Below are 24,382 nucleotides of genomic sequence, written 5' to 3' on the forward strand. Positions count from 1 at the left end.
GTCGACGGGGACCGGTCGGGCGGACGGGCCGTCAGAAGCCCGCCAGCACCACCTTGCCGCGCGCCTTGCCGCTTTCGACGAAGGCGTGGGCGCGCCGCAGGTTGGCCGCGTCGATGGTCCCGAAGTGCTCGCCGACGGTGGTGCGGACGCGGCCGGTGTCGACCAGCGAAGCGACCTCGGCCAGCAGTTGGCCCTGCTCGGCCATGTCGGGCGTCTCGAAGCGCGAGCGCGTGAACATCATCTCCCAGTGCAGCGACAGACACTTGGTCTTGAGCGGCATGACGTCGAGCAAGGGCATGTCGTCGATGACGCCGATCCTGCCCTGCGGCTTCAGGCTCTCGATGATCTGCGCGTAGTGCTGCAGCGTCTGCGTCAGGCTGGCGACCAGGTCGACCTCGCCGATGTCCGCCGTTTTCAGCTCCTCTGCCAGTGGCTTCGAATGGTCGATCACGGCGTGCGCGCCCAGATCCAGGCACCACTGGCGCGTCTCCGACCGCGAGGCGGTGGCGACCACGCGCAACTGCGTCAGCTGGCGCGCGAGCTGAATCAGGATCGAGCCCACGCCGCCCGCGCCGCCGACGACCAGCAGCGTCCGGCCGGCGCCGCCGCCCTGCGGCACGCCCAGGCGGTCGAACAGCAGCTCCCAGGCGGTGATGCTGGTCAGCGGCAGGGCGGCGGCCTGCGCGTCGTCGAGGCTCGCCGGGGCGCGCGCCGCGATGCGTTCGTCCACCAAATGCAGCTCCGAGTTTGCGCCGGGGCGCACGATCGAGCCGGCGTAGTAGACGCGGTCGCCGACCCGGAAGCCGGTCACCTGCGCGCCGACGGCCTCCACGGTGCCGACGGCGTCCCAGCCCAGCACCTTGGCCTGGCCGGCTTCCGGCGCGGCATTGCGGCGCACCTTGGTGTCGACCGGATTGACCGACACGGCGGCCACGCGCACGAGCAGGTCGCGCGGACCGGGAACGGGGTCGGGCAGGGTCAGGTCCTGGAGCGACATCGGGTCGTCGATGGGCAGGGACTGGTGGTAGCCGATGGCTTTCATGGGGTGATCCTTGAAGGAGGAAGGAAACGGACGAAGAGGATGCCGTCACTCTAGACGCCCTGGCACGGCTTGATAAGCTGGCCCCGAAAGGCATCAGTTTCAAATGAAGATTGACAATCTCGCGGACCTGCGGGTGCTGGTGCTCACGGCGCGCGGCGGCACCCTGAGCGCCGCCGGCCGCGCGCTCGGCCTCACGCCCGCCGCCGCGAGCGCGGCGCTCAAGCGGCTGGAGACCCGGCTCGGTGCCCGCCTGTTCGAGCGCTCCACGCGCGCCATGCGCCTGACACCGCAGGGCCAGACCCTGCTGGACTACGCCACCCGCGCGCTCGACCTGCTCGCCGAGGGCGAGTCGCAGGTCGCGGCCGAGGGCGGAGCCCTGGTCGGCACGGTGCGCGTGGCCTCGCCCTCCGACCTCACGCGCGGCACGCTGCTGCCGTGGTTCGACGACTTCCTCGACGCCCATCCCGGCGTGCGGCTCGCGCTGTCGGTGGGCGACCGGCCGCTGGACGTGCTGCGCGACGATGTCGACGTCGCCGTGCGCTACGGGCCGCTGGCCGATTCACGGCTGGTGGCGCGGCCGCTGGCGACGAGCCGGCCCCGGCTGTGGGCCTCGCCCGCCTACCTCGCCGCGCACGGCGCTCCGCGCACGCCGCAGGACCTGCAGCGCCACAACTGCCTCACGTTCCACCGCAACGGCCGGCACCAGCGCACCTGGCGCTTCCTGAGGCAGGGCCAGTGGACGGCGGTGCGGGTCGACGGCGACCGCGTCGCCGACGACGCGTCGCTCGCGCGTCAGTGGGCGCTGGCCGGGCGCGGCATCACCTTCAAGTCCGAACTCGACGTGCGCCAGGACGAGGCGGCGGGCACGCTGGTGCGCCTGCTGCCCGACTGGGACACGGACCCCTATCCGCTGCACGCATTGCTGCCCAGCGGCCGCTTCGTGCCGGCGCGGGTGCGCGCCCTGGTCGAATTCCTGGCGGCGCGGTTCGCGGCGGCGGATCCGCCACGCCGGGGCACCGACGTCGGTGCGGGGTCGGCCTAACATCGTGCGCATGACCGCCGCTCCCGCTTCCGATCTCGCCGCTCCCGCGCCTCCCGCCTCGCCGCGCCGCTTCTGGTCGCAGCTCGCCAGCCCCGACTTCGCCGCGCTCGACCCCGCGACCACCGTCGCCGTGCTGCCGCTGGGTGCCACCGAGCAGCACGGGCCGCACCTGCCGCTGGGGGTGGATTCGATGCTGGTCGACGGCATCGTCGCCGCCGCGCTGCCGCTGCTGCCGGCGGACCTGCCGGTGCTGTTCCTGCCCACGCAGGCGATCGGCCTGAGCCCGGAGCACGCGAACTTTCCCGGCACGCTCACGCTGTCCTCGCAGACGCTGATCCGGCTGTGGAAGGACATCGGCGCCGGCGTGGCACGCGCTGGCGTGCGCAAGCTGGTGCTGTTCAACGCGCACGGCGGGCACGTCGGAGCCATGGACGTCGTGGCGCGCGAGCTACGCATCGCGCACGGGCTGATCGTTTACGGCGCGAGCTGGTTCAATCTGCCGCTGGGCGAGGCGGGCGCCGCGTTCGGCGCCGACGAGCATCGCTTCGGCGTGCACGCCGGCCGGATCGAGACCTCGATGATGCTGGCGCTCCAGCCCGGTCTGGTGGACATGTCGGCGGCACGGAATTTCCCGTCGGCCTCGCGCGACCGGGCCGCGCACTACCCGCTGCTGGGCGACGGTCGCAGCGCCAAGCTGGGCTGGGCGATGGAGGACTACAACGCCGACGGTGCCGCCGGCGACGCGGCGACGGCGAGGCCCGATCTCGGTCGCGCGGTCGTCGATGCCGCGGCGACGCAGCTGGCCCTGCTGCTGGCCGAGGTCTCGCGCCTGCCGCTGGACATGATCGGGACGCCGCGCGCATCGGCGTCCGGTCGACCCGGCTGAATCCCGGGCCCGGCGAGGCGACGACGGATCAGGCCGCCGCGAGCGGCCCGGCCGGGGTTTCTTCGCCGATCCTGATCGAGCCGTCCGGGCGTTCGCAGGTGCCGATCAGCAGGCCGCTCGCGATGGCGTGGGCCTGCAGCATCTCCACCACCTCGTCGCGCCCGGGCGTGTCGGTGAACGGCGGCGCGACGTCGAGCGCGTAGACCTGGAAGGCGTAGCGGTGGACGCCGTGGCCCGGCGGCGGATCGGGCGGCAGCCACCCGGCCTGCAGGTACGAGTTGCGCCCGACGCGCAGTTCGGTCTCCTCGTGATCGGGGCTGGGCAGCGCCCCTTCGGCCAGGGCGCCGTCGGTCGCGGGCAGGCCCACCACGATGGCGTGCACCAGCGGGCTGGGCGTGGGCGAGTCGGCGTCCTCGACCAGCAGCACCACCGACACCGTGCCCACGGGCAGGCCGCTCCACTGCAGCGGCGGCGAGACGCCCGCGCCGTCGGCGGTGTAGCGCGCCGGCAGCGGCGCATGGTCGGCGAAGGCGAGGCTGGTGACGGCGACGGACGCCATTCCCTGGCGCAGCCCCAGCGTGTTGAAGACGATCGCGTCGAGCCCGGCGCGCACGTTGTGGAGGGCGTGGCCGATGACGTCAGGGAGTTTTTCGAGCATTACTGCGGTATATCGCGCCTTTGTCCTGCCGTATGTAGGAATCGGCAGGACAGCCGATCGCCGGGCGCGTCGGCAGAATGCGTGACCGCGGGATCATTCCGTTTCCCTCCGCCATCCGAAAGTATCCGTCCCGATGCCCAATCCCGCCGCTTCCCAGGTCACCCCGCCACCCCAACCCCGGGCGGCCACCGGCATCGACGGACTCGACAACGTGCTCGGCGGCGGCTTTCCGCGCGGCCACCTCTACCTGGTCGAAGGCACGCCCGGCGCCGGCAAGACGACCCTGGGCCTGCAGTTCCTGCTCGAAGGCCAGGCGCAGGGTGAACGCAGCCTGTACGTCACGCTGTCGGAGACCTCGGCCGAACTGCGCATCGTCGCCGGTTCGCACGGCTGGTCGCTCGACGGCATCGACCTGTTCGAGCTGGTCAACGAGGAGGGCCTGAGCGCCTCGGCGGAGCAATCGATCCTCTACCCCTCGGAGGTCGAGCTCGGCGAGACCGTGCGCGGCATCATGACGGCGGTGGAGAAGCTCTCGCCGACGCGGCTGGTCTTCGACAGCCTCTCGGAGATGCGCCTGCTGGCCCAGGACCCGCTGCGCTATCGCCGGCAGATCCTGGCGCTCAAGCACTTCTTCGCCTCGCGCCAGTGCACGGTGTTGCTGCTCGACGACAAGAGCGCGCAGGGCGGCGACCTGCAGCTCCACAGCATCGCGCACGGCGTGCTGGGGCTCGACCAGGTGACGGGCGAGTACGGCCCGGTGCGCCGCCACCTGCGCATCGTCAAGATGCGCGGCGTTCGCTATCGCGGCGGCGAGCACGACGTCGTGCTCGACACCGGCGGCATCCAGGTGTTCCCCCGGCTGGTCGCCTCCGAGCACCGCCGCGAATTCGTCGCCTCCATGGTCTCGACGGGCACGTCGGCGTTCGACCTGCTGCTCGGCGGCGGACTCGCGCGGGGCAGCAACACGCTGTTCATGGGGCCTTCGGGCGTGGGCAAGACCACCACCGCCATGTCGGCCGTGGTGGCGGCGCTGCACCGCGGGGAGAAGGCGTCCTACTACCTGTTCGACGAAGGTCTGGGCACCCTGATGCAGCGCTGCACCGCGCTGGGCCTGCCCATCGAGGCGTACATCGCCAGCGGCCAGCTCGAGGTGCTGCTGCTGGACCCGGCCGAGACGTCGGCCGGCCAGTTCTCCAACATGGTGCGCGACGCCGTGCAGGAGCGCGGCGCCCGCACCGTCGTCATCGACAGCCTCAACGCCTACCTCCAGGCCATGCCCGGCGCCAAGTTCCTGCTGCTGCAGATGCACGAGCTCCTGAGCTTCCTGAACCAGCAGGGCGCCACCACCCTGCTGATCCTGGGCCAGCACGGCGTCATCGGCGACATCCGCAGCGATCTCGACCTGAGCTACCTGTCCGACGCAATCGTGCTGTTCCGCTTCTTCGAGGCGCGCGGCCAGTTGCTCAAGGCCGTCTCCGTGGTCAAGAGCCGCGTCAGCCGGCACGAACTGACCATCCGCGAATTCCGCCTGGGTCAGGGCGGCATCGAGGTCGGTCCGGCGCTGACGGATTTCGAGGGGGTCCTCAGCGGCGTGCCGGCCTACCGCGGCAGCATCGCGATGCTGGGCGATCCGTCGCCGCACGACGCCGGAGCCTGAGGTGGAGCGCCGGGTCCTCATCCACGCACCGCGCGGGCGCGATGCCGACGTCATCCAGCGCCTGCTCCACGGCCTCGAGCTCGTGGCCGTCATCTGCACCTCGGCCGAGCAACTGATCGCCCAGCTCGACCAGGGCGCCGCCGCCGCCATCGTCACCGAGGAATCGCTGCTAAAGCTGCCCGAGGAGCCGCTGCGCACCTGGCTCACCGCGCAGCCGAGCTGGTCGGACTTCCCGTTCATCGTGCTGGCCTCGCGCGAGGCCGGCGCGCGCTCGCGCCAGGCGCTGCGCCTGCTGCAGACGCTGGGCAACGCCTTCGTGCTGGAGCGGCCGGTGCACACCGAGACGCTCGCGCGCGCCGTCGACGCGGCCGTGCGGGCCCGCAAGCGGCAGTACGCGACGCGGATGAACCTGCACCAGCTGGAGGACACCCGCGCCGAGGTCGAGCGTCTCAACGCCCAGCTCGAGGAGCGCATCGCCGCGCGCACGCGCGAGCTCGCCGGCGCCAACGATCGGCTGATGGCGGAGATCGCCGAGCGCGAGCGGGCGCAGGCGGCGCTGATCCAGGTGCAGAAGATGGAGGCCATCGGCCGGCTCACCGGCGGCATCGCGCACGACTTCAACAACCTGCTGCACGTCGTCAACATGAACCTCGATCTGGTCGCGCGCATCGCCCGCGACGAGAAGGTGCTGGGCATCGCGGCGCGCGCCAAGGGCGCGGTCGGACGCGGCGCCAAGCTCACCGGCCAGCTGCTGTCGTTCGCGCGCAACCAGTCGCTGCTGCCGCGCCTGACCGACGTCAACGCGCTGCTCGACGGCATGCGCGAGCTGGTGGCGGTGTCCGTCGGCCCGGCCATCCGCGTCGAGCTGCGGCTGTGCGAGGAGCCGGCCTGGGCCCTGCTCGATGCCAACCAGCTGGAGATGGCGGTGCTCAACCTCGCGGTCAACGCGCGCGACGCCATGCCCACGGGGGGCACGCTCACCGTCTCGACGCAGCTGCGCCAGGTGGCCGCCGGCGACGGCGCGCGGCCGGCGCTCGACCACGTCGTGGTGTCGGTCGCCGACACCGGCATGGGCATCGCGCCGCACCTGCTGAGCAAGGTGTTCGATCCGTTCTTCACCACCAAGCCGGTGGGCAGCGGTACCGGTCTGGGCCTGAGCCAGGTCTACGGCTTCGCGCACCAGTCCGGCGGCATGACGGCCCTGCGCAGCGAGGAGCGCGTCGGCACCACCGTCGAGATGCTGTTCCCGGCCTCGAACGAGCGCGCCGACGCCGTGATCGACGGCGGCCGTCCGCAATCCGGCGCCAGCGACGCCCGGCACCGCAAGGTGCTGGTGATCGAGGACGACGCCGAGGTGCGGCGCGCGATCGTCGAGAGCCTGTCCCTGCTGGGCTACGTCGTCACCGAGGCGGCCGACGGCGCCAGCGGGCTGAAGGCGCTGGGCGCCGGGCAGCACGACCTGCTGGTCGTCGACTACGCCATGCCCGGTCTCAACGGCGCCGAGGTCATCGCCCGGGCGCGTGAACTCGTCGGCGACATCCCGGTGATCCTGGCCACCGGCTATGCCGACATGGCGCAGGTCGGCCGGGTGCTGGGCACCCAGTCGATCCTGGTCAAGCCCTTCGACATCTCCACGCTGGCCGACGCGGTGGCCAAGGCCCTGCCCGAGCAGGCCGCGGTGCTGTGAGGCGCGAGCCGGCCGTCCCACTTTCCTTCTTCAGGCAACCCACCCCTCATCCGGAGCCTTCCACCATGCACATCGTCTGGACCATCCTGATCGGCTTCGTCGTCGGCCTCGTCGCGCGCGCGCTCAAGCCGGGCAACGACGCCGCCGGCTTCATCGTCACCACCGTGATCGGCGTGCTCGGCTCGGTCGGCGCGACCTACGTCGGCCAGGCGATGGGCTGGTACACGGCGGCCCAGGGCGCGGGCTTCGTCGCCTCGGTGGTCGGCGCGATCGTCCTGCTGGTGCTGTGGGGCATGGTCAAGGGTCGCGGCTGAACCGGGTCCCGCTCCGCGCATCGCGCATCGCGCCCGTTCAGGCGTAGGTCACCCAGTCCTCGTACGCGGCCGCGTCGAGGTGCGGCAGCGTGTTGAAGGTCAGCAGCGCATGGCGGCGCGGCGTGACCACGAACTCCGTCACGGCGGTGTTGCGGATGCGCATGTTGAGTTCGATGGCGGCCGCCGCCCCGGCGCCCAGCACGTGGGCCACCGCCATGCCGATCGGCCCGCCGCTGGAGACCACCAGCACGCGTGAGCCGTGGTGGTGCTCGCGCACGTGGTCGAGCGCGCCCGTCACGCCGGCGAGGAAGTCCACGTGGCTGGGCATGCCCGCCGGAGCGATGCGTCCCTCCATCCAACGACCCAGGCCGTCGCGCAGCAGGCGGAAGTGGCGCCGGTAGAGCTCGGGCGTGTCGGGCTTCTGGAGCGGACCGGCCTCCAGGGCGGCGATCACGGCGTCGCTGTCGTATTCGTTCAGGCCCGGCCAGGGCGTCGCCTCGCGCGTCGACAGCCCCAGCCCCTCGGCGATGCCGTCCCAGGTCTGGCCGTGGCGCCGCAGGGTGCCGGTGATCACGGCGTCGAAGCGCATCCCCCGCTCCCTCCAATGCTCGCCCAGGCGCACGGCCTGGCGATGGCCGAGCGCGCTTAGCTGGTCGTAATCGGCCGCGCCGAGGCTGGCCTGTCCGTGACGCACGAGATAGAGGGTTCCCATGCCGGGGATTCTGAAGACCCCGTCGTTGCGCGTCGGTCGCCGCAGTGACGGGTCGGGCCCACGCACCGTCGTGGCTTACATCACGCTCGCCTCCTGAAGTTGTTACCAAAGTAAATCAAATGTGTTCAATCTGAAACAATGAATACTTTCAGATTAACACCTTAGGTTTGGTTGTTCGGCGCCAAACCGAGTGACTTCCCAACAGCTTCAGGAGCGCATGTAATGAACAAGTCTTATCGTAGCGTGTGGAATCAGGCCCTCGGCGCTTGGGTGGCGATTTCGGAGATCGACCGTGCATGCGGTCACGGTCATGGCATGCGTTCGGCGCTGGTGCTCGCCGGCGCGCTGGCCGTCGCGGCGAGCGCTGGCGCGCACGACATCCCGTACACGAACGGTGAGATGCGCGCCGACGCCATCGTCACGACCGCCCCGTCCACCTGGACCCTGCGCGTCGCCACGCCAGGCGCCGAAGCCAACCAGACCGGCCTCATCTCGGGCAGCGGCGGCATCGTGAAGACCGGCGCCGGCACGCTGGTCCTGGGCCGCGACGTCCCCGCCGCGACGAGCGCCAACACCTACACCGGCGGCACCGTGCTCGACGAGGGCACCCTGGCCGTGACGCACGCCGGCTCGCTGGGCACCGGAACGCTGACGATCAACGGCGGCACCCTGCGCGGTGGCGCGACGCTGGCCAACGACGTCGTCGTCAAGGGCGACTTCACCGTCGCGCCGCTGGACCTGGACAGCACCCCGGCGGCGGCCCAGCGCAGCCTGCGCCTGGACGGCGACGTGAAGCTCGACAGCGCGGGCACGCCGACCATCCGCTTCGTCTCGCCGGCCTCGTCGGTGACCTACCTGCTGGAGCTGGGCGGCGTGGTCTCGGGCACCCGGGGTCTGACCATCGAGGCCCCGGCCTCGGCCCGGTACTGGGGCGACCTCGACTTCGTCGGCGGCAAGTCCAACACCTACACCGGCCTGACGACCGTGCAGGGCAGCACCGTGCTGGGCCTCGCGCGCACCGGCGGCGCTACCTCCATCGCCGGCGACCTGCTGGTGCAGGGCGCCTCCAGCGTCGCCTTCCTGCAGAGCGAGCAGATCGCCGACACCTCGACGGTCACCATCCGCAGCCAGGGCTTCGACCTGATCCACCCCGACACCGGCGCCCAGGTGCATCTGCCGGGCATGGTGTTCCTGCGCCCCCACCTGACCGAGACCGTCGGCACACTGCTGGGCGACGGCACCATCGTGCTGGGTTCGAGCACGCTGCGCACCGGCGTGGGCGACTTCGCCGGCACGATCTCCGACGCCGGCGTGCCGGGCGTCGCGGCCGATGGCCGGATCGTCAAGTACGGCCCGGGCGTGTTCACGCTGTCGGGCGCCAACGGTTACGCGGGCGGCACCACGGTCGAGGGCGGCACGCTGCGTGTGGCGAACGACGGCGCGCTGGGCACCGGCGGCCTGACGCTGGCCGGCGGCACCACCCTCGACTACGACGCCGCCCGCGTCGCGCGGATCGCCAACGCCATCACGCTGACCGGCACCGCGACGCTCAACGTCGACGCCGGCAGCGTGCGCCAGTCCGGCGCCATCGGCGAGCGCGGCGGCAGCCAGGGCCTGGTCAAGACCGGCGCCGGCACGCTCGAACTGACGGCGGCCAACGGCTTCTCCGGCGGCACCGACCTGCGCGCCGGCCTGATCGACATGCAGACCACCGGCGCGCTGGGCACCGGCGACGTCCGCGTCGCCACGGGCGCCGGCCTGCGCGTGGGCGGCGGCACGACCACGCTGGCCGACCTGAAGGTCGCCAACGCCGGCGTCGTCGACGTCTCGCGCACCACCGCCACGGCCATCGGCTCGCTCGACGGCGCGGGCGACGTGCGCCTGGGCGGCAGCACCCTGACCCTGGGCGGCCTGAACCGGGACGACGCCATCGCCGGCGCGATCCAGGACGGCGGCGCGGCCGGCGGCACGGGCGGCGCCCTCGTCAAGACCGGCACCGGCACGCTGGTGCTCTCGGGCGCCAACACCCACACCGGCGCCACCGCCATCGACGCCGGCACGCTCAAGGCCGGCGCCGCCTACACGCTGAGCGCGGCCTCGGCCCACGCGGTGGCCGTGGGTGCCACGCTCGACCTCGCCGGCCTGAGCCAGCGCGTCGCCTCGCTGTCCAACAGCGGCACCGTCTCGGTCCTGGGCGCCACGCCGGGCACCGACCTGACCGTGACCGGCGCCTACGTCGGCAACGGCGGCACGCTGCGCCTGGGCACGGCCCTAGGCACCAGCGCCAGCGTCAGCGACCGCCTGGTGCTCGACGGCGCCGGCGCCAGCGCCAGCGGCCGCACCACCGTGCAGGTCACCAACCTCGGCGGCCTGGGCGCGCTGACCACCGGCAACGGCATCGAGATCGTCGCCGCCCGCAACGGCGCCACCACCACCGCCCAGACCACCCGCAGCGCCTTCGCGCTGGCCGGCGGCCACGTCGACGCCGGTGCCTACGCCTACACCCTGCACGCGGCCGACGCCAGCGGCGCGGGCGAGAGCTGGTACCTGCGCTCCAGCGCGCCGGCCGTCGTGACGCCGCCCGTCACCACGCCGACGACGCCCGTGACGACGCCGACGACCCCCGTCACCACGCCGACGACGCCGGTGACCACGCCCACGACGCCGGTCACCGCGCCGACGACGCCCGCGACGCCGACGACGACCCCGGTCACCACGCCCACGACGCCGGCGACCACGCCCACGACGCCCGTCACCACGCCGACGCCCCCGGTCACGCCCGCCGCGCCCACCACCGGCGCGTCGCAGGACAGCACGCTGTCGGCCACCGTCCGGCCCGAACTCGCGGCCGCGGCGGGCGCCACGGTGCCCAATTACCGCGCCGAGGTGCCGCTGTTCGCCGCGCTGCCGCAGCAGCTGCGCCAGGCCGACCTCGCGATGCTGGGCAACCTGCACCAGCGCATCGGCGACGAGCCCGCCGGCATGGCCGCCGCCACCGGCACGGCCACCGATGCCGACGGCAAGCGCCGCAACGCCTGGGGCCGCGTCGTCTCCACCCGCATCGACGTGCGCCAGCAGGGCACCGTCGACCCGTCGAGCCGGGGCCGCGTCGACGGCTTCCAGGTCGGCACCGACCTGCTCGCGGGCAAGGACTGGCGCGCCGGTATCTACGTCGGCCAGCTCGACGGCCGCGTGGCCACCAGCGGCTTCGCCGGCGGCACCTGGGGCGGCGTCGGCAGCAACGACCTGCGCTCGCGCTACCTCGGCCTCTACGGCACCTACATGAACGCCTCGGGCTTCTATGCCGACGCCGTGCTGCAGGCCGGCAACCACCGCGTCAACGCCGAGCCGCTGGGCAACGCGACGGCGCCGGTGCGCGGCGACAGCCTGCTGGCCTCGATCGAGGCGGGCCGTTCCTTCGCCCTCGGCCGCGGCTGGCGCATCGAGCCGCAGGTGCAGCTGATCCACCAGCGCATCGACCTCGACGACACCGCCATCTCCGGCGCCACCGTGCAGCACGACGCCGGCAACGGCTGGATCGCCCGTGCCGGCGTGCGCGTGAAGGGCGAGATGACGACGTCCGCCGGCCTGCTGCAGCCCTATGGCCGCGTCAACGTCTACGGCGCCACCCACGGCACCGACATCGCGCGCTTCGTCGGCCCGGCCGCGTCGACCGACATCGCCACCCGCACCGGCGGCACCTGGGCCGAGGCGGCCGTCGGCAGCACGTTGGCGCTCGGCCGCACCTGGAGCGTCTACGGCGAGGTCGGCCGGCTGTTCTCGGCCGGCGGCGACACCCGCGTCAGGAGCGGCGTACAGGGCTCGATCGGCGTGAAGGCACGCTGGTAAGGCCGAGTCGGGCCACCGGGCCGCCCGGGACCGGCGCCGCGCCGCATGGCACGGGCGGTCGCGGGCGGACGCCGGTCGGGACGGCGAAGGAAGACGGCGTCGGGCGCGGGCCCGGTCGCCGTCCTCGCGTTTCGGACGGCGGGTCCCGCGCGTGCCGGTGGCGACCGGCGCCGCTGGCTAGAGGCCCTGGGATTCGAGCGTGACGAGCCCGCGCGGCGTGTGCAGCACGGCCACGAGGTCGGGCGTGCCGGCCTGCACGGCGACGCCCGCCAGGCCGATCGCGTCGAGCGCCTCGCGCAGCACGGCGGGGCGCGGATGGCGGGCGTGCAGCGTCCGCAGCGCGACGCCCGACGCGGCCATCGTGTCGGTCGGATGCACCGGCCCCCACTCGATCACCGTGGGCAGCGCGCCGTAGAACAGTCGCTGGCCGTCGTCGCGCACGCTGATCCGCCAGGTCAGCCGGCCGGCCGCCGTGTCGCGCGACGCCTCGACCAGCGGCCCGCGATCGATGTGCGTGGCGCCGGCGGCCAGCGCGTCGAGCGCGGCGCGGGCGTCGGGGACGCGGGCGACGAAGTGGATCAGCCGCGGCCCGTGCCGCGCCAGGCCGGCGCGCAGCGTCGCGTCGTCGAGGTCGAACCAGCGGTGCTGGCCGGGCTCGCGCGCGGGCCGTTTCGTCGGATCGATGGCGATGATCTCCAGGTAGGCCCGGGGAAAGGCCTCGGTCGCGATCGACAGCAGCCGGTTGTGCGTGCCCATGAGCGGGTGCGCGCCGCCCGGTCCGGGCACGACGCCCAGCGTGGCCTCGCACCACCGCACGCCCTCGTCGAGCGTGCGGGCGGCGACGACGAGGTGGTCGACGCGCGCGGACGCGGGAACGGGCGTGGCGGTGTGCATGGTGATGGCGCGGCTCAGAGGTGGACGCGGCCCTCGATGCAGGTGACCGCGTCGCCGCCGATCCAGACCTGCCCGTCGGCGTCGCGCGCGACGTGCACGCGGCCGTCGCGCCCCAGGCATTGGCCCTGGCCGGCCACGTAGCGATCGGGCAGGTGGCCGTCGGCGACGAGCCACTGCGCGAGGCTGGCGTTGAGGCTGCCGGTGACCGGGTCCTCGTCGACGCCCACCGGCGCGGCGAAGGCGCGCACCTCCAGCGCCGGCCGGTCGGCCGACGCGCCGGTCGCGGCGTCGGGGACCGACCGGGCGACGCCGGCGCCGCCGGCGAAGGCGCGCGCCTCGCGGTTGGAGCGCCGCAGCAGCGCGGGCGCCTCGGCCGCCGCGTGCAGGCCGGCCACGCCGACCTTCATGCCCAGCGCCTTGAGCGCGCGGTGGTCGGGCTGCAGCGCGAGCACGGCCTCGGCGTCCTCCAGCAGCAGGCCGAGCCAGACCGGACCGTTGTCGAGCTGCTGCGCAGCGACGATGCGCGCCGCCTCCAGGCCGAGCGCGCGGGCGACCCGCGCCAGCAGGGTCGGGCTCGGCGCGGTGCGCGCGAGCGGCGGCGCGGCGAAGGCCAGCCGGCCGGCGCCATCGACGCCATCGACCGCCTCGCGGCGCAGCGTCACCAGGCCGACGCCGCACTGCTGGACGATGCGCCCCGGCGACTTCGGCACGCCGCCGGCGGCCAGCCAGGCGTGGCAGCTGCCCAGGGTCGGGTGGCCGGCGAAGGGCAGCTCGGCGCCGGGCGTGAAGATGCGCACCCGGTAGTCGGCCGCCGGATCGGTCGGCGGCAGCAGGAAGGTGGTCTCCGAGAGGTGGGTCCAGTTGGCGAAGCGCTGCATCCGCGCGTCGTCGAGGCCGGCGCCGTCGAGCACCACCGCGAGCGGGTTGCCGTGGCCGGGCACGGCGGTGAAGACGTCGATCTGCTGGAAGGGGCGGGAGGCTGTCGAGGGGGTCATCTTTCGTCTTTTCTCGTCATTCGAGCGCCAGGTCGAGCACGCCGCGCGCGCCCGAGCGCGCCTTCAGGTCGGCGAACCAGCGCTCGACGTGCGGCCACGACGGCCGGGTGTAGGCGGCCGGTGGCAGGCCGAACCAGCGATGGGCCTCGCAGCCCAGCGGGATGTCGGCCATGGTGAAGGCGTCGCCGGTCATGAAGGGCCGCGTGGCGAGGTGGGCGTCGAGCAACGCGAACAGCGGCTCGGTGGCCGTGACCGAGCGCTCGATCGCGGCGGCGTCGCGCTCGGCCGCCGGCGTACGGATCCATTGCTTGAAGGCGCCGCCGCTCGCCGGGTTCAGCGTAGTCTGCTGCCAGTCCATCCAGCGCTCGGCATCGAAGCGCGCGTCCAGCGGCTCGGGGTAGAGCGTGCCGGACGCGTGCGTGGCGCAGAGGTAGCGCACGATCACGTTCGACTCCCACAGCACCCGGCGCGCCGCGCCTTCGCCGTCGTCGATGCACGGCACCAGGGCGTTGGGGTTGAGCGCCAGGTACTCGGGCGTGCGCACGATGCCGAAGCGCCCGCCGGCCTCGGTGCGCTGGAAGTCGAGCCCCAGCTCCTGCGCGCACCAGACCACCTTGCGCACGTTGATCGAGCTGATGCGGCCCCAGATGTTGAGCATGGCGTCGCTGTCCCGACGGCTCAGGCGACGCTGTCGGCCAGCTCGCGCCGCACCCGCGCGGCGGCGAGGTGCGCCAGCTGCTCGCGCAGGGTCTCGGCCAGGGCGGCGATGGCGACGTCGATCTGCTCGACGGTGGCCGTCACGAACGACAGGCGCAGGGTGCGCGTGTCGCCGTGGCCGTCGGCGTAGAAGGGCGCGCCGGGCACGAAGGCCACGTTGCGCTCGACCGCCAGCGGCAGCAGCGCCGTGGTGTCGATGCCCTCGGGCAGGCGCGCCCACAGGAACATGCCGCCCACGGGCGCGTCGAACGTCACGTCCAGTCCGGCCATCTCGCGCTCCAGGGCCGCCACCATGGCGTCGCGCTGGCGCTTGTAGAGCGCGCGGATGGTGGGCACGTGGCGTTCCAGGAAACCGTCCTTGATGACCTCGGCGACCATGCGCTGCGTGAAGATCGGCGTGTGCAGGTCGACCGCCTGCTTGGCCTGCAGCAGCTTCGGGTAGATCGCCCTGGGCGCCACCAGGAAGCCCAGGCGCAGGCCCGGTGCCAGCACCTTGGAGAACGAGCCGAGGTAGATGCAGCCCTCGGGGTTGCGGGCGGTCAGCGGCAGCGGCGGGGCCTCGTCGAACCACAGCTCGCCGTAGGGGTTGTCCTCGACGATCGGCAGGTTCGCCGCCGCGGCGGCGGCCGAGACGGCGGCGCGGCGCGCCTCGTCCATGGTGCGGCCGGTCGGGTTCTGGAAGTTGGGCAGCAGGTAGATGAAGCGCGCGGCCTCCTCGCCGGCCGCGCCGCGGGCCCGGGCGACCATGTCCTCGACCATCACGCCGCCGTCGTCGCTGGCCACCGCCACGGCCTGCGGCTCCATCGGCGAGAAGGCCTGCAGCGCGCCGAGGTAGGTCGGCGTCTCCACCAGCACGCGGCTGCCGGCGTCCAGCAGCACCTTGGCCACCAGGTCCAGGCCCTGCTGCGAGCCGGTGGTGATGAGCACCTGCGCCGGGTCGACCTCCCACGGCAGCATGTCGGCCACCGCCTGGCGCAGCGGGCCGTAGCCCTCGCTGGCGGCGTACTGCAGGGCGGCCGCGCCGTCGTTGGCGAGCACGGTCGCGCAGGCGGCGGCGAAGGCGGCGACCGGGAAGGTCGCGGGCGAGGGCAGGCCGCCGGCCAGGCTGATCACGCCCGGGCGCTCGGCGACCTTGAGGATCTCGCGCAGGACCGAGGGGTTCATCTTGTCGGCGCGGGCGGCCAGTTTCCAGTTTGTCATGGCGAAGGGTCCTTGGAGGATCGGGAACGGGGATTCGAAGGGGCGGTTCGGGGCGATGCCAGTTTCCGGCCGGCGACCACGGTGGCGACCACCGCGAGCGCGAAGCCGAGCGTGACCGGTTCCAGCGGTTCGCCCAGCAACGGCACGGCCGCCAGTATGGACAGGAACGGCTGCAGCAGCTGCACCTGGCTCACGCGCAACGCGCCGCCCATGGCCAGGCCGCGGTACCAGGCGAAGAAGCCCATCCACATCGAGAACACGCCGACGTAGACCAGACCGGCCCAGGCCGAGGCGGCCACCGGCCGCGCCGGCCAGGTCAGCAGCGTGCCCGGCAGCGTGACGGGCAGGGCCAGCACGCAGACCCAGCAGATCACGCGCTCGGCGCCCAGCGACGGCGTGACCCGCGCGCCCTGGATGTAGCCGAGCGACGCCGCCAGCACGGCGCCCACCAGCAGCAGGTCGGCCCATTCGAAGCCGAAGCCGTTGCCGTGGCTGCGGGCGCGCAGCACCGAGAACGCGACCACCAGCATGCTGCCGGCCACGGCGCAGACCCAGAAGCCCGGCCGCGCGCGCTGGCGCAGCACCAGTGCCGCGATCGCCGCCGTCGCCAGCGGCAGCAGCGCCGTCACCACCGCCGCGTGGCTGGCCGTGACCACGCGCAACGCCAGGCCCAGCAGCAGCGGGTAGCCGATGGCGTTGCCCAGCACCGCCCAGGCCAGCGGCGCCCACTCGTGGCGTCGCGGGCGCGGCGCGCGCAGGGCGACCAGCACGGCGATCGACAGGACGCCGGCCAGCGCGGCGCGGCCGAAGGTCACGAACCACGGCGAGAGCTGCGGCGCGGCCTGCGTGCCGGTGGCCAGCCGCGTCATCGGCAGCGTGACCGCGAAGATCGCCACGCCGAGCAAGCCCAGCCACAGGCCGAGGGTCTCGCGCTTCATGCCGAGGGGCAGGGCGGGCGTGGTGAGGAGCTCTCCGGTGGTCATGCGCGCACCATCCAGGCCGCCGTGAGCACCAGCAGCGACGCCATCGCGCGGTTGAACCACAGCAGGCGTCGGCCCCGCGCCAGCCAGCCGCGCAGCAGGGCGCCGACCAGCGCATAGGCGAAGTTGCTGGCGAAGGCATAGGCCGCCATCACCGGCGCGACGACGGCGAAGCGGTGCAGCGCGTCGGCCTGCCCGGCGATCCAGCCGGCCACCAGCGTGAGCGACAGCAGCCAGGCCTTGATGTTGAGGAACTGCAGCATCACGCCCTGCGCGAAGCCGACGTCGAGCCGGGCGGCGTCGACGGCACCGAGCGCGCCGCCGCGCGAGAGCCTGGCCGCCAGCCACAGCAGGTAGCCGATGCCGACCGCCTTGACCGTCCAGCGCAGCGCGGGCACGGCGACCAGCAGCGAACCCAGGCCCATCGCGCACAGCGCCAGCAGCAGCGTCCAGCCCAGCGGCACGGCCAGCACGAAGCGCATGGCGCGCGGCAGGCCGCCGTTCGCGGCCAGGGCGGTGGAGAGCGTGGTGTTGGGTCCGGGCGAGAAACTCATCGCCGTGGCCAGCACCAGCAGCGCGGTGAATTCTTGCCAGTCCATGCCCCGCACTCTAGACTCTCGACCATTACAGTACCGGTACAGTTCGCGGCACACAGGCGTGAACTGTATGGGTCCGTCGCCAGACACAGATCGCCGCTTCCATGCTCACCCGCACCGCCAGCCAGTCGCTTACCTCCCAATTGGCCGAACGCTTCGCCGAGCGCATCCGCACGCACCTGCTCGCGCCCGGCGCGCGGCTGCCCTCGGTGCGCGAGTGCGCGCGCCAGCAGGGCGTGAGCCCGCACACGGTGGTCGCGGCCTACGACCAGTTGCTCGCGCAGGGGCTGGTCGAGGCGCGGCGCCAGCGCGGCTTCTACGTGCGCGACACGGTGCGCGAGCCCGCGCGCGCGTCCGGCGAAAGCGCCCGCGCTGCCGCCGCCGCCGCCACGATCCCCGCGCGCCTGCCGGCCGACGCCAGCTCGCTCATCCGCGGCATGTTCCACCGCCAGAGCGACAAGCCGCAGCCCGGCATGGGCGTGTTCCCGCCCGACTGGATGGACTCGACCTTCATGCCGACGGCGCTGCGGCGCCTGACCGGCACGCGCGCGCTGCAGGAACTGTCGCTGCAGTACGGCGAGCCGGCCGGCGACACGGCGCTGCGGCGCAGCCTGTCGCAGAAGCTCGCGGGCATCGGCGTGCCGGCCGCGCCGGAGCAGATCGTCACCACCGTGGGCGCCACCCACGCGCTCGACGTCGTCAGCCGCACCCTGCTGCGCCCGGGCGATCCGGTGATGGTGGAGGAGCCCGGCTGGGCGATCGAGTTCGCGCGGCTGGAGTCGCTGGGCATGCGCGTGCTGCCGGTGCCCCGGCGCGCCGACGGTCCCGACCTGGCCGTGATGGCGCGCTACTGCGAGACCCACGCGCCCAAGCTCTTCGTCAGCGTCAGCGTGCTGCACAACCCGACCGGCCACAGCCTCACGCCGGGCAGCGCGCACCGCGTGCTGCAGCTCGCCGGCCAATACGACTTCCACATCGTCGAGGACGACACCTACGGCCACCTCGCGCCCGAGCACGCCACGCGCCTGTGCGCGCTCGACGGCCTGCGGCGCACGATCTACGTCGGCGGCTTCGCCAAGATCCTGGCGCCCAACTGGCGCGTCGGCTTCATGGCGGCGGCCCCCGCGCTGTGCGGCCGGCTGCTGGAGACCAAGCTGCTGACGACGCTCACCACGCCGGCGCTGTTCGAGCGCGCCCTGGCCTCGTGCATCGACCAGGGCCAGCTGCGCCGGCACGTCGAGCGCGTGCGCGCGCGGCTCGACGGCGCGCGCGCCCGCACGGTCAAGCTGGCGCTGGCGCACGGTTGCCGCTTCGCGTCCGAGCCCGCCGGCCTGTTCGGCTGGGTCGACACCGGCGTCGACACCGACGCCCTGACCCAGCGCATGCTCGACCAGGGCTACCTGCTGGCGCCGGGCTCGCTGTTCCACGCCGCCCGCACGCCCGGCACGCTGATGCGGATCAACTTCGCGACGGCGCAGGACGCGACGTTCTGGAAGGTGTTCGGCAAACTGCGGAAAAGTGCCTGAGAAGGGAGTGAAACCCCGGCATCGAAGCAAATGAAAACTTTTTGGTACTTTTTCACAGAAGATCGATCGACCGTATTTCGGTGATAAAAGTAGCTTTTAAGTATTACTGAGATACACAAGACTACCTGCTGTAACAACAAAGCAGGACGGTCTCGTGACTCCACACAATCCCGGCGCCTCCGGTTTCAGAGGCGACATCAACGGTCTGCGCGCCTGGGCGGTCGTCGCGGTGGTGCTCTACCACTTCGGCATTCCGGGGCTGCGCGGCGGCTTCGTCGGCGTTGACGTGTTCTTCGCCATCTCGGGCTTCCTGATGACCGGCATCGTGGTCCAGGCGCTGGAGCGCGGTCGCTTCTCGGTCTGGCAGTTCTACCTGGCGCGGGCGCGCCGCATCGTGCCGGCGCTGGTGGTGCTGTGCGCCACGCTGATGGCGCTGGGCTGGCGCTGGCTGCTGCCGAGCGACTACAAGGCGCTGGGCACGCACGCCTGGTCGAGCGTGGCCTTCATGTCCAACTTCAAGTACTGGCGCGAGGCCGGCTACTTCGACGCCGGCTCGCACGACAAGTGGCTGCTGCACACCTGGTCGCTGGCGGTGGAGTGGCAGTTCTACCTGGTGCTGCCGCTGGTGCTGCTGGCCGTGTGGAAGCTGCGCCCCGGCCGCGCCGCGCTACTGTGGGCGATGGGCCTGGGCCTGGCGGGCTCGCTGGCCCTGTCCGTGGTGGGCACGCCGCTCAAGCCGATCGGCGCCTTCTTCATGCTGCCCACGCGGGCCTGGGAGATGCTCGCCGGCGGCTTGACCTGGATGCTGGCCCACCGCCTGGCCTTCACGGCGCGTCAGCGCACGGTGATCGAAGGCGGCGGCCTGGCCCTGATCGTCGCCTCGCTGGTCGCCTTCGACGCTTCCTCGGCCTGGCCGGGCTGGCGCGCGCTGGTGCCGGTGGCCGGCGCGGTGGCGGTGCTGCTGGCCGCGCGCACGGCCTCGCCCTGGACCGGCAACCCGGTGGCCCAGTGGCTCGGCACGCGCTCCTACTCGATCTACCTGTGGCACTGGCCGCTGGTGGTGGCGCTGAGCTATGCCGGCTGGCTGGCCCAGCCCGTGGCCATCGCCGCCGGCCTGGTGCTGACGCTGGCGCTGGGCGAACTCTCCTACCGCCTGGTCGAGACGCCGGCCCGGGTCGGTCTGGGCCGCCTGCCGCGCGGCTGGGGCGCCGTGGCCCTGGCCGGTGCCGCCGCCGCCGTGGTGGCGCCGGGCCTGGGCGTGGTCGCGAAGGAGGGCGTCGCCGGGCGCTTCTCGCCGGAGATCGAGGCGGTGTCGGCCGAGGCGCGCAACTTCAATCCGCGCCGCGAGGAATGCAACCTCAACACCGGCTCGGCGTCGCCCTCGTGCGTCTACGGCGGCCAGCGGGTCAGCGCCCTGGTGATCGGCGACAGCCATGCCAACGCCCTGGTGACGGCGGTGGCCGCCGCGCTGCCGACGGCCGCCGAGGGCGTCATGGAGTGGTCCTACAGCGCCTGCCCGACGCTCGAGGGCGCGCACCTGCAGGAACCGTCGGCGCGCAAGTGCAGCGAGTTCGTCGACTGGACGCTGCAGCATCTGAAGGACGTGCCGGCGACGACGCCGGTGGTCGTCATCAACCGCCACGGCCAGTACGTCTTCGGCGACGGCGAGGACGAGGACCATCCCGCCAAGCCGTGGATCTACTTCACGAAGCGCTACGCCACGCCGGAGCCGGCGTTCAAGAAGGAATACACCGAGCGCCTGACCGCCATGGCCTGCCGCCTGGCCAAGGACCACCCGGTCTACCTCGTGCGCCCGGTGCCGGAGATGGGCCGCGACGTGCCGAGCACTGCGCGCGCCATGGTCTGGGGCGAGCGGCCGGACGTCGCCGTCACCCTGGCGAGCTACCACCGCCGCCACGACTTCATCTGGGCCGCGCAGGACGCCGCGCGCGACCAGTGCGGCGTGAAGATCCTCGATCCGCTGCCCTACCTGTGCGCCGACAGCGTGTGCCGCGGCACGCGCGAGGGCCGGCCGCTCTACTTCGACGACGACCACATGAGCGAGTACGGCAACAAGCTGCTGGCACCGATGTTCGCCGAGGTCTTCGGCGCCGAGCGCGAGCCCGCCGCACCGGCCGCGCCCTTCGTGCCGGGCGACCCCTTCGTGCCCGGCGACCCCAACGACGCCTCCATCGGCAAGGGTGGCCGCAACGTCGCCCAGGCCCCGGCCTCGGCGATGCCGGGCGCTACGCCGGCCGCACCAGCGACGAGCCGCCGTCCACTGTGAGCGTCGCGCCCACGACGTAGTCGCCGGCGCGCGAGGCCAGGTAGATCGCCGCGCCGGCCATGTCCTCGGGCTTGCCGATGCGCCCGCCGGGAATGCGCGGCGTCACCGCGTCGGCGTGGTCGCGCGCGGTGCGGTTCATGTCCGAGGCGAAGGCGCCCGGCGCGATGGCGCTGACCGCGATGCGGTCGGGCGCCAGGCGCAGCGCCATGCGGCGCGTCAGGTGCACCAGCCCGGCCTTGCTCGCCGCATAGGAGTAGGTCTCCAGCGGATTGACCGACAGGCCGTCGATCGAGGCGATGTGGATCACCTTGGCCAGGTGGTCGGTGGCGGCGGCGCGCAGCATCGGCGCCAGCGCCTGCGTGAGGAAGAAGGGCGCCTTCAGGTTCAGGTCGACCACCTTGTCCCAGCCGCTCTCCGGGAACTCGTCGAAGGGCGCGCCCCACGCGGCGCCGGCGTTGTTGACCAGGATGTCGAGCGTGGACTCGTGCCTGGCGTAGGCGGCGACCAGGTCGCGGACGCCCTCGGGCGTGGCGACGTCGGCCGGCAGCGAGACGCACGGGCCCAGCGCCGACATCTCGGCGGCGGCCCGGTCGCAGGCCTCGGCCTTGCGCGCCGAGATGTAGACGCGCGCGCCCTGCGCGAGAAAGCCCTCGGCGATCATGCGGCCGATGCCGCGCGAGCCGCCGGTGACGAGCGCGCTGCGGCCCCGGAGGGAGAAGAGGTCGGTGGTGTTCATGGCGAAAGGGTGTCTCCGTGATGCGCCGCGTGCCGCGATGGCCGGGCCGGGGCAGCTTAAGAGGCGGACGCGACGCCGGGCGTCACGCAGGCGCCAGAGTCGCGTTCGCGATCGGTCCCCGCCCGCCGCCGGACGTCAACCGATGCGCAGCGCCCGCAGCGCGGCGTCGATCTCCGCGAAGCCGGGGCGCATCGCGGCATCGCCACGGAGACAGCGTGCCTGCAGCATCCGCATCGCGGTCAATGCCGGCACGGCACCGGCATCCGCGTCGCAATGCCCGGCCAACTCCTCCAGCAGGCAGCCGAAGGCCCGGACCTCGATGCGTTCCAGCGCGGCGGCGTCGGCGGCGTCGGCGACGAACGAGGCGGCGCCGAAGTCGCCGAGCAGGGCGATTCCGCCGGCCGACGCGATGCCGGCGTCCGGCGCGTCGCGCCGCCACAGGATGTTGTGCGCGTAGAGGTCGCCATGCAGCAGCCCGCGCGCGTGCAGGTGCGCCGCCGCCGCGGCGATGTCGCGCGCGATGCCCAGCGCCTGGGCGGGCGCGAGGCGCAGGTCGGCGGCGTAGACGTCGCGCGTGCAGGAGTCCAGGCTCGGCGGCCCGGCCAGCACGCCGAAGGCCGGGTCGATCAGCCGCAGGGCCAGGCCCTCGCCGGCGGCGTCGGCCTCGACCGTGGCCAGCGCGCCGATCAGGCCGGGATGGTCGCCCGCCGCGATGCAGGCGGCCCGCTCGCTGCGCGGCGTGCCGTCGCTGGTCATTGCGCCCTTGAAATGCTTGACGGCGATGGCGAGCGGCGCGCCATCGGTGGCGCCGTCGCCCCGCGACCACAGCGCGCGCCGGATCACACCCGAGGCGCCTTCGCCCAGCCGCTCCCGCAGCGCCAGGTCGGCCGCGTCGATGCGCGGCAGGGCGTGGGCGTCGAGCGCCGCGTCCTCGCGCGCGCGGCCGAGCGGGTTGCCGCCGAAGGCCAGCCACGCCAGGCGCGGCAGCGTCGCGAGCCACGGCGGCAGGCGTTCGAAGCGGTTGGCTGCGATGCGCAGCAGTTCCAGGTGGCCGGCGCCGGCCAGGGTGTCGGGCAGGCGGTCGAGCCGGTTGCCCGCCAGCATCAGCTTCTGCAGCCGGGGCCGCTCGCCCAGGGCGTCGGGCAGCTCGGCGATGTCGTTGTCCGTCAGGATCAGCCAGCGCAGGCGCGGCGGCAGCGCCTCGGCCGGCACGCGGGCGATGCGGTTGGCCTTGAAGCCGATCATCTCCAGCCGCGCGCAGGCGCCCAGGCTCGCGGGCAGGGTGGTGAAGCGGTTGCTGGAGCAGAACAGCACGCGCAGGCGGTGCAGCCGGTGCAGGTCCTCGGGCAGGGCGTCGAGCGCGTTGCCGGAGAGGTCGAGGATCTCCAGCGAATCGGCCAGCGCGAAGAGCTCGCGCGGGAACTCGGTCAGGCCGCAGGCCAGCGCGACGCGGGTCGCGCCCGCGAGTTCGCCCGCGCGCAGGGGGCGCAGGGCCTCGTCGACGCCGCTCATGCGGCGCGGATGCCGAAGCGCAGGATGCCGTCCTCGCCCCGACGGCGCTGCAGCTGGCCGGCGTGCCACAGCAGGTTCAGGTGCGCCACCGTCTCGCCCATCGCGAAGGTGAGCTGGTGCACGTCGAGCTCGCGCTTGAACAGCACCGGCAGGGCCTCGGCGGCCGACAGCGGCCGCTCGGCGCAGGCGGCGAACAGGTCGGCCAGGCGGTCGCGGTGGTGCTCCTGCAGCTGCTCGATGCGGCGGTGCACGCCGGTGAAGGGCTTGCCGTGCGAGGGCAGGGCCAGCACGTCGGCCGGCAGGTCGCGGAACCTGACGATGCTCTCCAGGAAGAGCCGCAGCGAATCGGCCTCGGGCTCGTCCGAATGCACGCTCACGTTGGTCGAGATGCGCGGCAGCATCATGTCGCCGGCGATCAGCAGATTGATCTCCTCGCAGTACAGGGCGATGTGCTCGGGCGCGTGGCCGTGGCCGTCGATGCAGCGCCAGGCGCGGCCGCCGATGGTCACGGTGCCGCCGTCGAGCAGGCGCACGAAGCTGCGCGGCACCGACGGCACGAGGTTGCGGTAGTAGCCGGTGCGGTCGCGGATGCGCTGCAGGGCCTCGCCGGCGACCAGGCCGTGGCTGGCGAAGAAGTCGGCCGCCTCGTCGCCGCCGGCGGTGTTGTCGGCCGCGCCGGGGGCCGTGAGGCCGCGCGCGACGTGGAAGTCGGTGGCGCTGATCCACAGCGGCGCGTTCCAGCGGGTGCAGAGCCAGTCGGCCAGGCCGATGTGGTCGGGGTGCATGTGGGTGACGATCACGCGCAGCACCGGCAGGCCGTCGAGTTGCGTCGCGAAGACCTGCTCCCACTGGGCGCGCGAGGCGTCGGCGGCGATGCAGCAGTCGACCACGGTCCAGCCCTCGACGCGCCCCTCGGGGCCGTCGCGCTCGTCGCGCAGCAGCCAGATGTTGACGTGGTCGAGCGCGAAGGGCAGGCCCATGCGGACCCAGCGGATGCCCGGCGCCACCTCGATGGCCTCGCCGGGGGCCGGCAGGCGATCGCCCATCGGGTAGTGGAGTTCTCGTTCGAGGAGGTTCATGGGATAGGATGGA

General features: G+C 73.1%; 20 protein-coding genes. 8 read left to right on the top strand and 12 right to left on the bottom strand.

All coding sequences use genetic code 11. The features are described from left to right. Nucleotides 1-31: 31 nt before the first annotated feature. Nucleotides 32-1,042 (bottom strand): zinc-binding alcohol dehydrogenase family protein, encoded by a 1,011-nt coding sequence (locus ABID77_RS21160; RefSeq protein ID WP_429600232.1) that lies wholly within the window; start codon nucleotides 1,040-1,042, stop codon nucleotides 32-34. A gap of 103 nt (nucleotides 1,043-1,145) precedes the next feature. Between ABID77_RS21160 and ABID77_RS21165 the strand changes: the two genes are divergently transcribed. Together ABID77_RS21165 and ABID77_RS21170 are read left to right on the top strand one after the other, a co-directional pair. Further along, a complete protein-coding gene (locus ABID77_RS21165) occupies nucleotides 1,146-2,084 on the top strand; it encodes a LysR family transcriptional regulator (protein WP_429600235.1) in 939 nt (312 codons plus the stop codon). A gap of 10 nt (nucleotides 2,085-2,094) precedes the next feature. After that, nucleotides 2,095-2,970: a creatininase family protein gene (locus ABID77_RS21170; protein ID WP_429600238.1), complete on the top strand. Its 876-nt coding sequence runs from the start codon at nucleotides 2,095-2,097 to the stop codon at nucleotides 2,968-2,970. 28 nt (nucleotides 2,971-2,998) lie between these two features. Here ABID77_RS21170 and ABID77_RS21175 read toward each other — a convergent pair whose 3' ends face one another. Continuing rightward, nucleotides 2,999-3,628 carry a YbhB/YbcL family Raf kinase inhibitor-like protein gene (locus ABID77_RS21175; protein WP_429600241.1) on the bottom strand — a complete coding sequence of 210 codons (630 nt, stop codon included), beginning with the start codon at nucleotides 3,626-3,628 and terminating at the stop codon, nucleotides 2,999-3,001. Nucleotides 3,629-3,761: 133 nt separating this feature from the next. Here ABID77_RS21175 and ABID77_RS21180 point away from each other — a divergent pair, with 133 nt between their 5' ends. The 3 genes from ABID77_RS21180 to ABID77_RS21190 all read left to right on the top strand — a co-directional run bounded on the left by ABID77_RS21180 (nucleotide 3,762) and on the right by ABID77_RS21190 (nucleotide 7,286). Continuing rightward, the gene (locus ABID77_RS21180) at nucleotides 3,762-5,285 is read left to right on the top strand and encodes an ATPase domain-containing protein (RefSeq protein WP_429600244.1); all 1,524 of its coding nucleotides are present in this window, start codon (nucleotides 3,762-3,764) and stop codon (nucleotides 5,283-5,285) included. Between the two features lies 1 nt (nucleotide 5,286). Continuing rightward, a complete protein-coding gene (locus ABID77_RS21185; RefSeq protein WP_429600246.1) occupies nucleotides 5,287-6,972 on the top strand; it encodes a response regulator in 1,686 nt (561 codons plus the stop codon). Nucleotides 6,973-7,037: 65 nt separating this feature from the next. Beyond that, nucleotides 7,038-7,286: a GlsB/YeaQ/YmgE family stress response membrane protein gene (locus tag ABID77_RS21190; RefSeq protein WP_429600249.1), complete on the top strand. Its 249-nt coding sequence runs from the start codon at nucleotides 7,038-7,040 to the stop codon at nucleotides 7,284-7,286. A 37-nt stretch (nucleotides 7,287-7,323) separates the two neighbouring features. Here the strand turns inward: ABID77_RS21190 and ABID77_RS21195 are convergent, their stop codons facing one another. After that, on the bottom strand, nucleotides 7,324-7,998 hold the full coding sequence (locus ABID77_RS21195; RefSeq protein WP_429600252.1) for a histidine phosphatase family protein: 675 nt from the start codon (nucleotides 7,996-7,998) through the stop codon (nucleotides 7,324-7,326). Between the two features lie 222 nt (nucleotides 7,999-8,220). Here ABID77_RS21195 and ABID77_RS21200 point away from each other — a divergent pair, with 222 nt between their 5' ends. Beyond that, on the top strand, nucleotides 8,221-11,847 hold the full coding sequence (locus ABID77_RS21200) for an autotransporter outer membrane beta-barrel domain-containing protein (protein WP_429600255.1): 3,627 nt from the start codon (nucleotides 8,221-8,223) through the stop codon (nucleotides 11,845-11,847). 177 nt (nucleotides 11,848-12,024) lie between these two features. On the opposite strand, the gene ABID77_RS21205 is transcribed toward ABID77_RS21200, so the two are convergent. The 6 genes from ABID77_RS21205 to ABID77_RS21230 are packed head-to-tail and all read right to left on the bottom strand — an operon-like array spanning nucleotide 12,025 to nucleotide 17,232. Beyond that, nucleotides 12,025-12,741 (bottom strand): VOC family protein, encoded by a 717-nt coding sequence (locus ABID77_RS21205; protein ID WP_429600258.1) that lies wholly within the window; start codon nucleotides 12,739-12,741, stop codon nucleotides 12,025-12,027. Between the two features lie 14 nt (nucleotides 12,742-12,755). Continuing rightward, nucleotides 12,756-13,736: a PhzF family phenazine biosynthesis protein gene (locus tag ABID77_RS21210; RefSeq protein ID WP_429600261.1), complete on the bottom strand. Its 981-nt coding sequence runs from the start codon at nucleotides 13,734-13,736 to the stop codon at nucleotides 12,756-12,758. A 16-nt stretch (nucleotides 13,737-13,752) separates the two neighbouring features. Next, on the bottom strand, nucleotides 13,753-14,394 hold the full coding sequence (locus ABID77_RS21215; RefSeq protein ID WP_429600264.1) for a glutathione S-transferase family protein: 642 nt from the start codon (nucleotides 14,392-14,394) through the stop codon (nucleotides 13,753-13,755). A gap of 20 nt (nucleotides 14,395-14,414) precedes the next feature. Beyond that, nucleotides 14,415-15,653, bottom strand: a complete 1,239-nt coding sequence (locus ABID77_RS21220) for a PLP-dependent aminotransferase family protein (protein ID WP_429600266.1) — start codon at nucleotides 15,651-15,653, stop codon at nucleotides 14,415-14,417. Next, a complete protein-coding gene (locus ABID77_RS21225; RefSeq protein ID WP_429600268.1) occupies nucleotides 15,650-16,636 on the bottom strand; it encodes a DMT family transporter in 987 nt (328 codons plus the stop codon). The genes ABID77_RS21220 and ABID77_RS21225 overlap by 4 nt, the downstream gene beginning before the upstream one ends. Beyond that, nucleotides 16,633-17,232, bottom strand: coding sequence for a LysE family translocator (locus ABID77_RS21230; protein WP_429600271.1), 600 nt, complete (start codon nucleotides 17,230-17,232; stop codon nucleotides 16,633-16,635). The genes ABID77_RS21225 and ABID77_RS21230 overlap by 4 nt, the downstream gene beginning before the upstream one ends. A 101-nt stretch (nucleotides 17,233-17,333) precedes the next feature. On the opposite strand from ABID77_RS21230, the gene ABID77_RS21235 reads away from it, so the two are divergent. Both ABID77_RS21235 and ABID77_RS21240 read left to right on the top strand, forming a co-directional pair. Further along, the gene (locus ABID77_RS21235; RefSeq protein ID WP_429600274.1) at nucleotides 17,334-18,755 is read left to right on the top strand and encodes a PLP-dependent aminotransferase family protein; all 1,422 of its coding nucleotides are present in this window, start codon (nucleotides 17,334-17,336) and stop codon (nucleotides 18,753-18,755) included. Between the two features lie 154 nt (nucleotides 18,756-18,909). After that, a complete protein-coding gene (locus ABID77_RS21240) occupies nucleotides 18,910-21,042 on the top strand; it encodes an acyltransferase family protein (protein ID WP_429600276.1) in 2,133 nt (710 codons plus the stop codon). Here ABID77_RS21240 and ABID77_RS21245 read toward each other — a convergent pair. The 3 genes from ABID77_RS21245 to ABID77_RS21255 all read right to left on the bottom strand — a co-directional run bounded on the left by ABID77_RS21245 (nucleotide 21,002) and on the right by ABID77_RS21255 (nucleotide 24,369). Next, on the bottom strand, nucleotides 21,002-21,778 hold the full coding sequence (locus tag ABID77_RS21245) for an SDR family oxidoreductase (protein ID WP_429600278.1): 777 nt from the start codon (nucleotides 21,776-21,778) through the stop codon (nucleotides 21,002-21,004). The two genes, ABID77_RS21240 and ABID77_RS21245, sit on opposite strands and share 41 nt — an antisense overlap. A 135-nt stretch (nucleotides 21,779-21,913) precedes the next feature. Continuing rightward, nucleotides 21,914-23,290 carry a leucine-rich repeat domain-containing protein gene (locus tag ABID77_RS21250; RefSeq protein WP_429600281.1) on the bottom strand — a complete coding sequence of 459 codons (1,377 nt, stop codon included), beginning with the start codon at nucleotides 23,288-23,290 and terminating at the stop codon, nucleotides 21,914-21,916. Next, nucleotides 23,287-24,369, bottom strand: coding sequence for an MBL fold metallo-hydrolase (locus ABID77_RS21255; protein WP_429600284.1), 1,083 nt, complete (start codon nucleotides 24,367-24,369; stop codon nucleotides 23,287-23,289). Before ABID77_RS21255 ends, ABID77_RS21250 begins: the two co-directional genes overlap by 4 nt. Nucleotides 24,370-24,382 lie beyond the last annotated feature (13 nt).

It is taken from the genome of Variovorax sp. PvP013 (genome assembly GCF_050435945.1).
Classification (GTDB): domain Bacteria; phylum Pseudomonadota; class Gammaproteobacteria; order Burkholderiales; family Burkholderiaceae_C; genus Variovorax.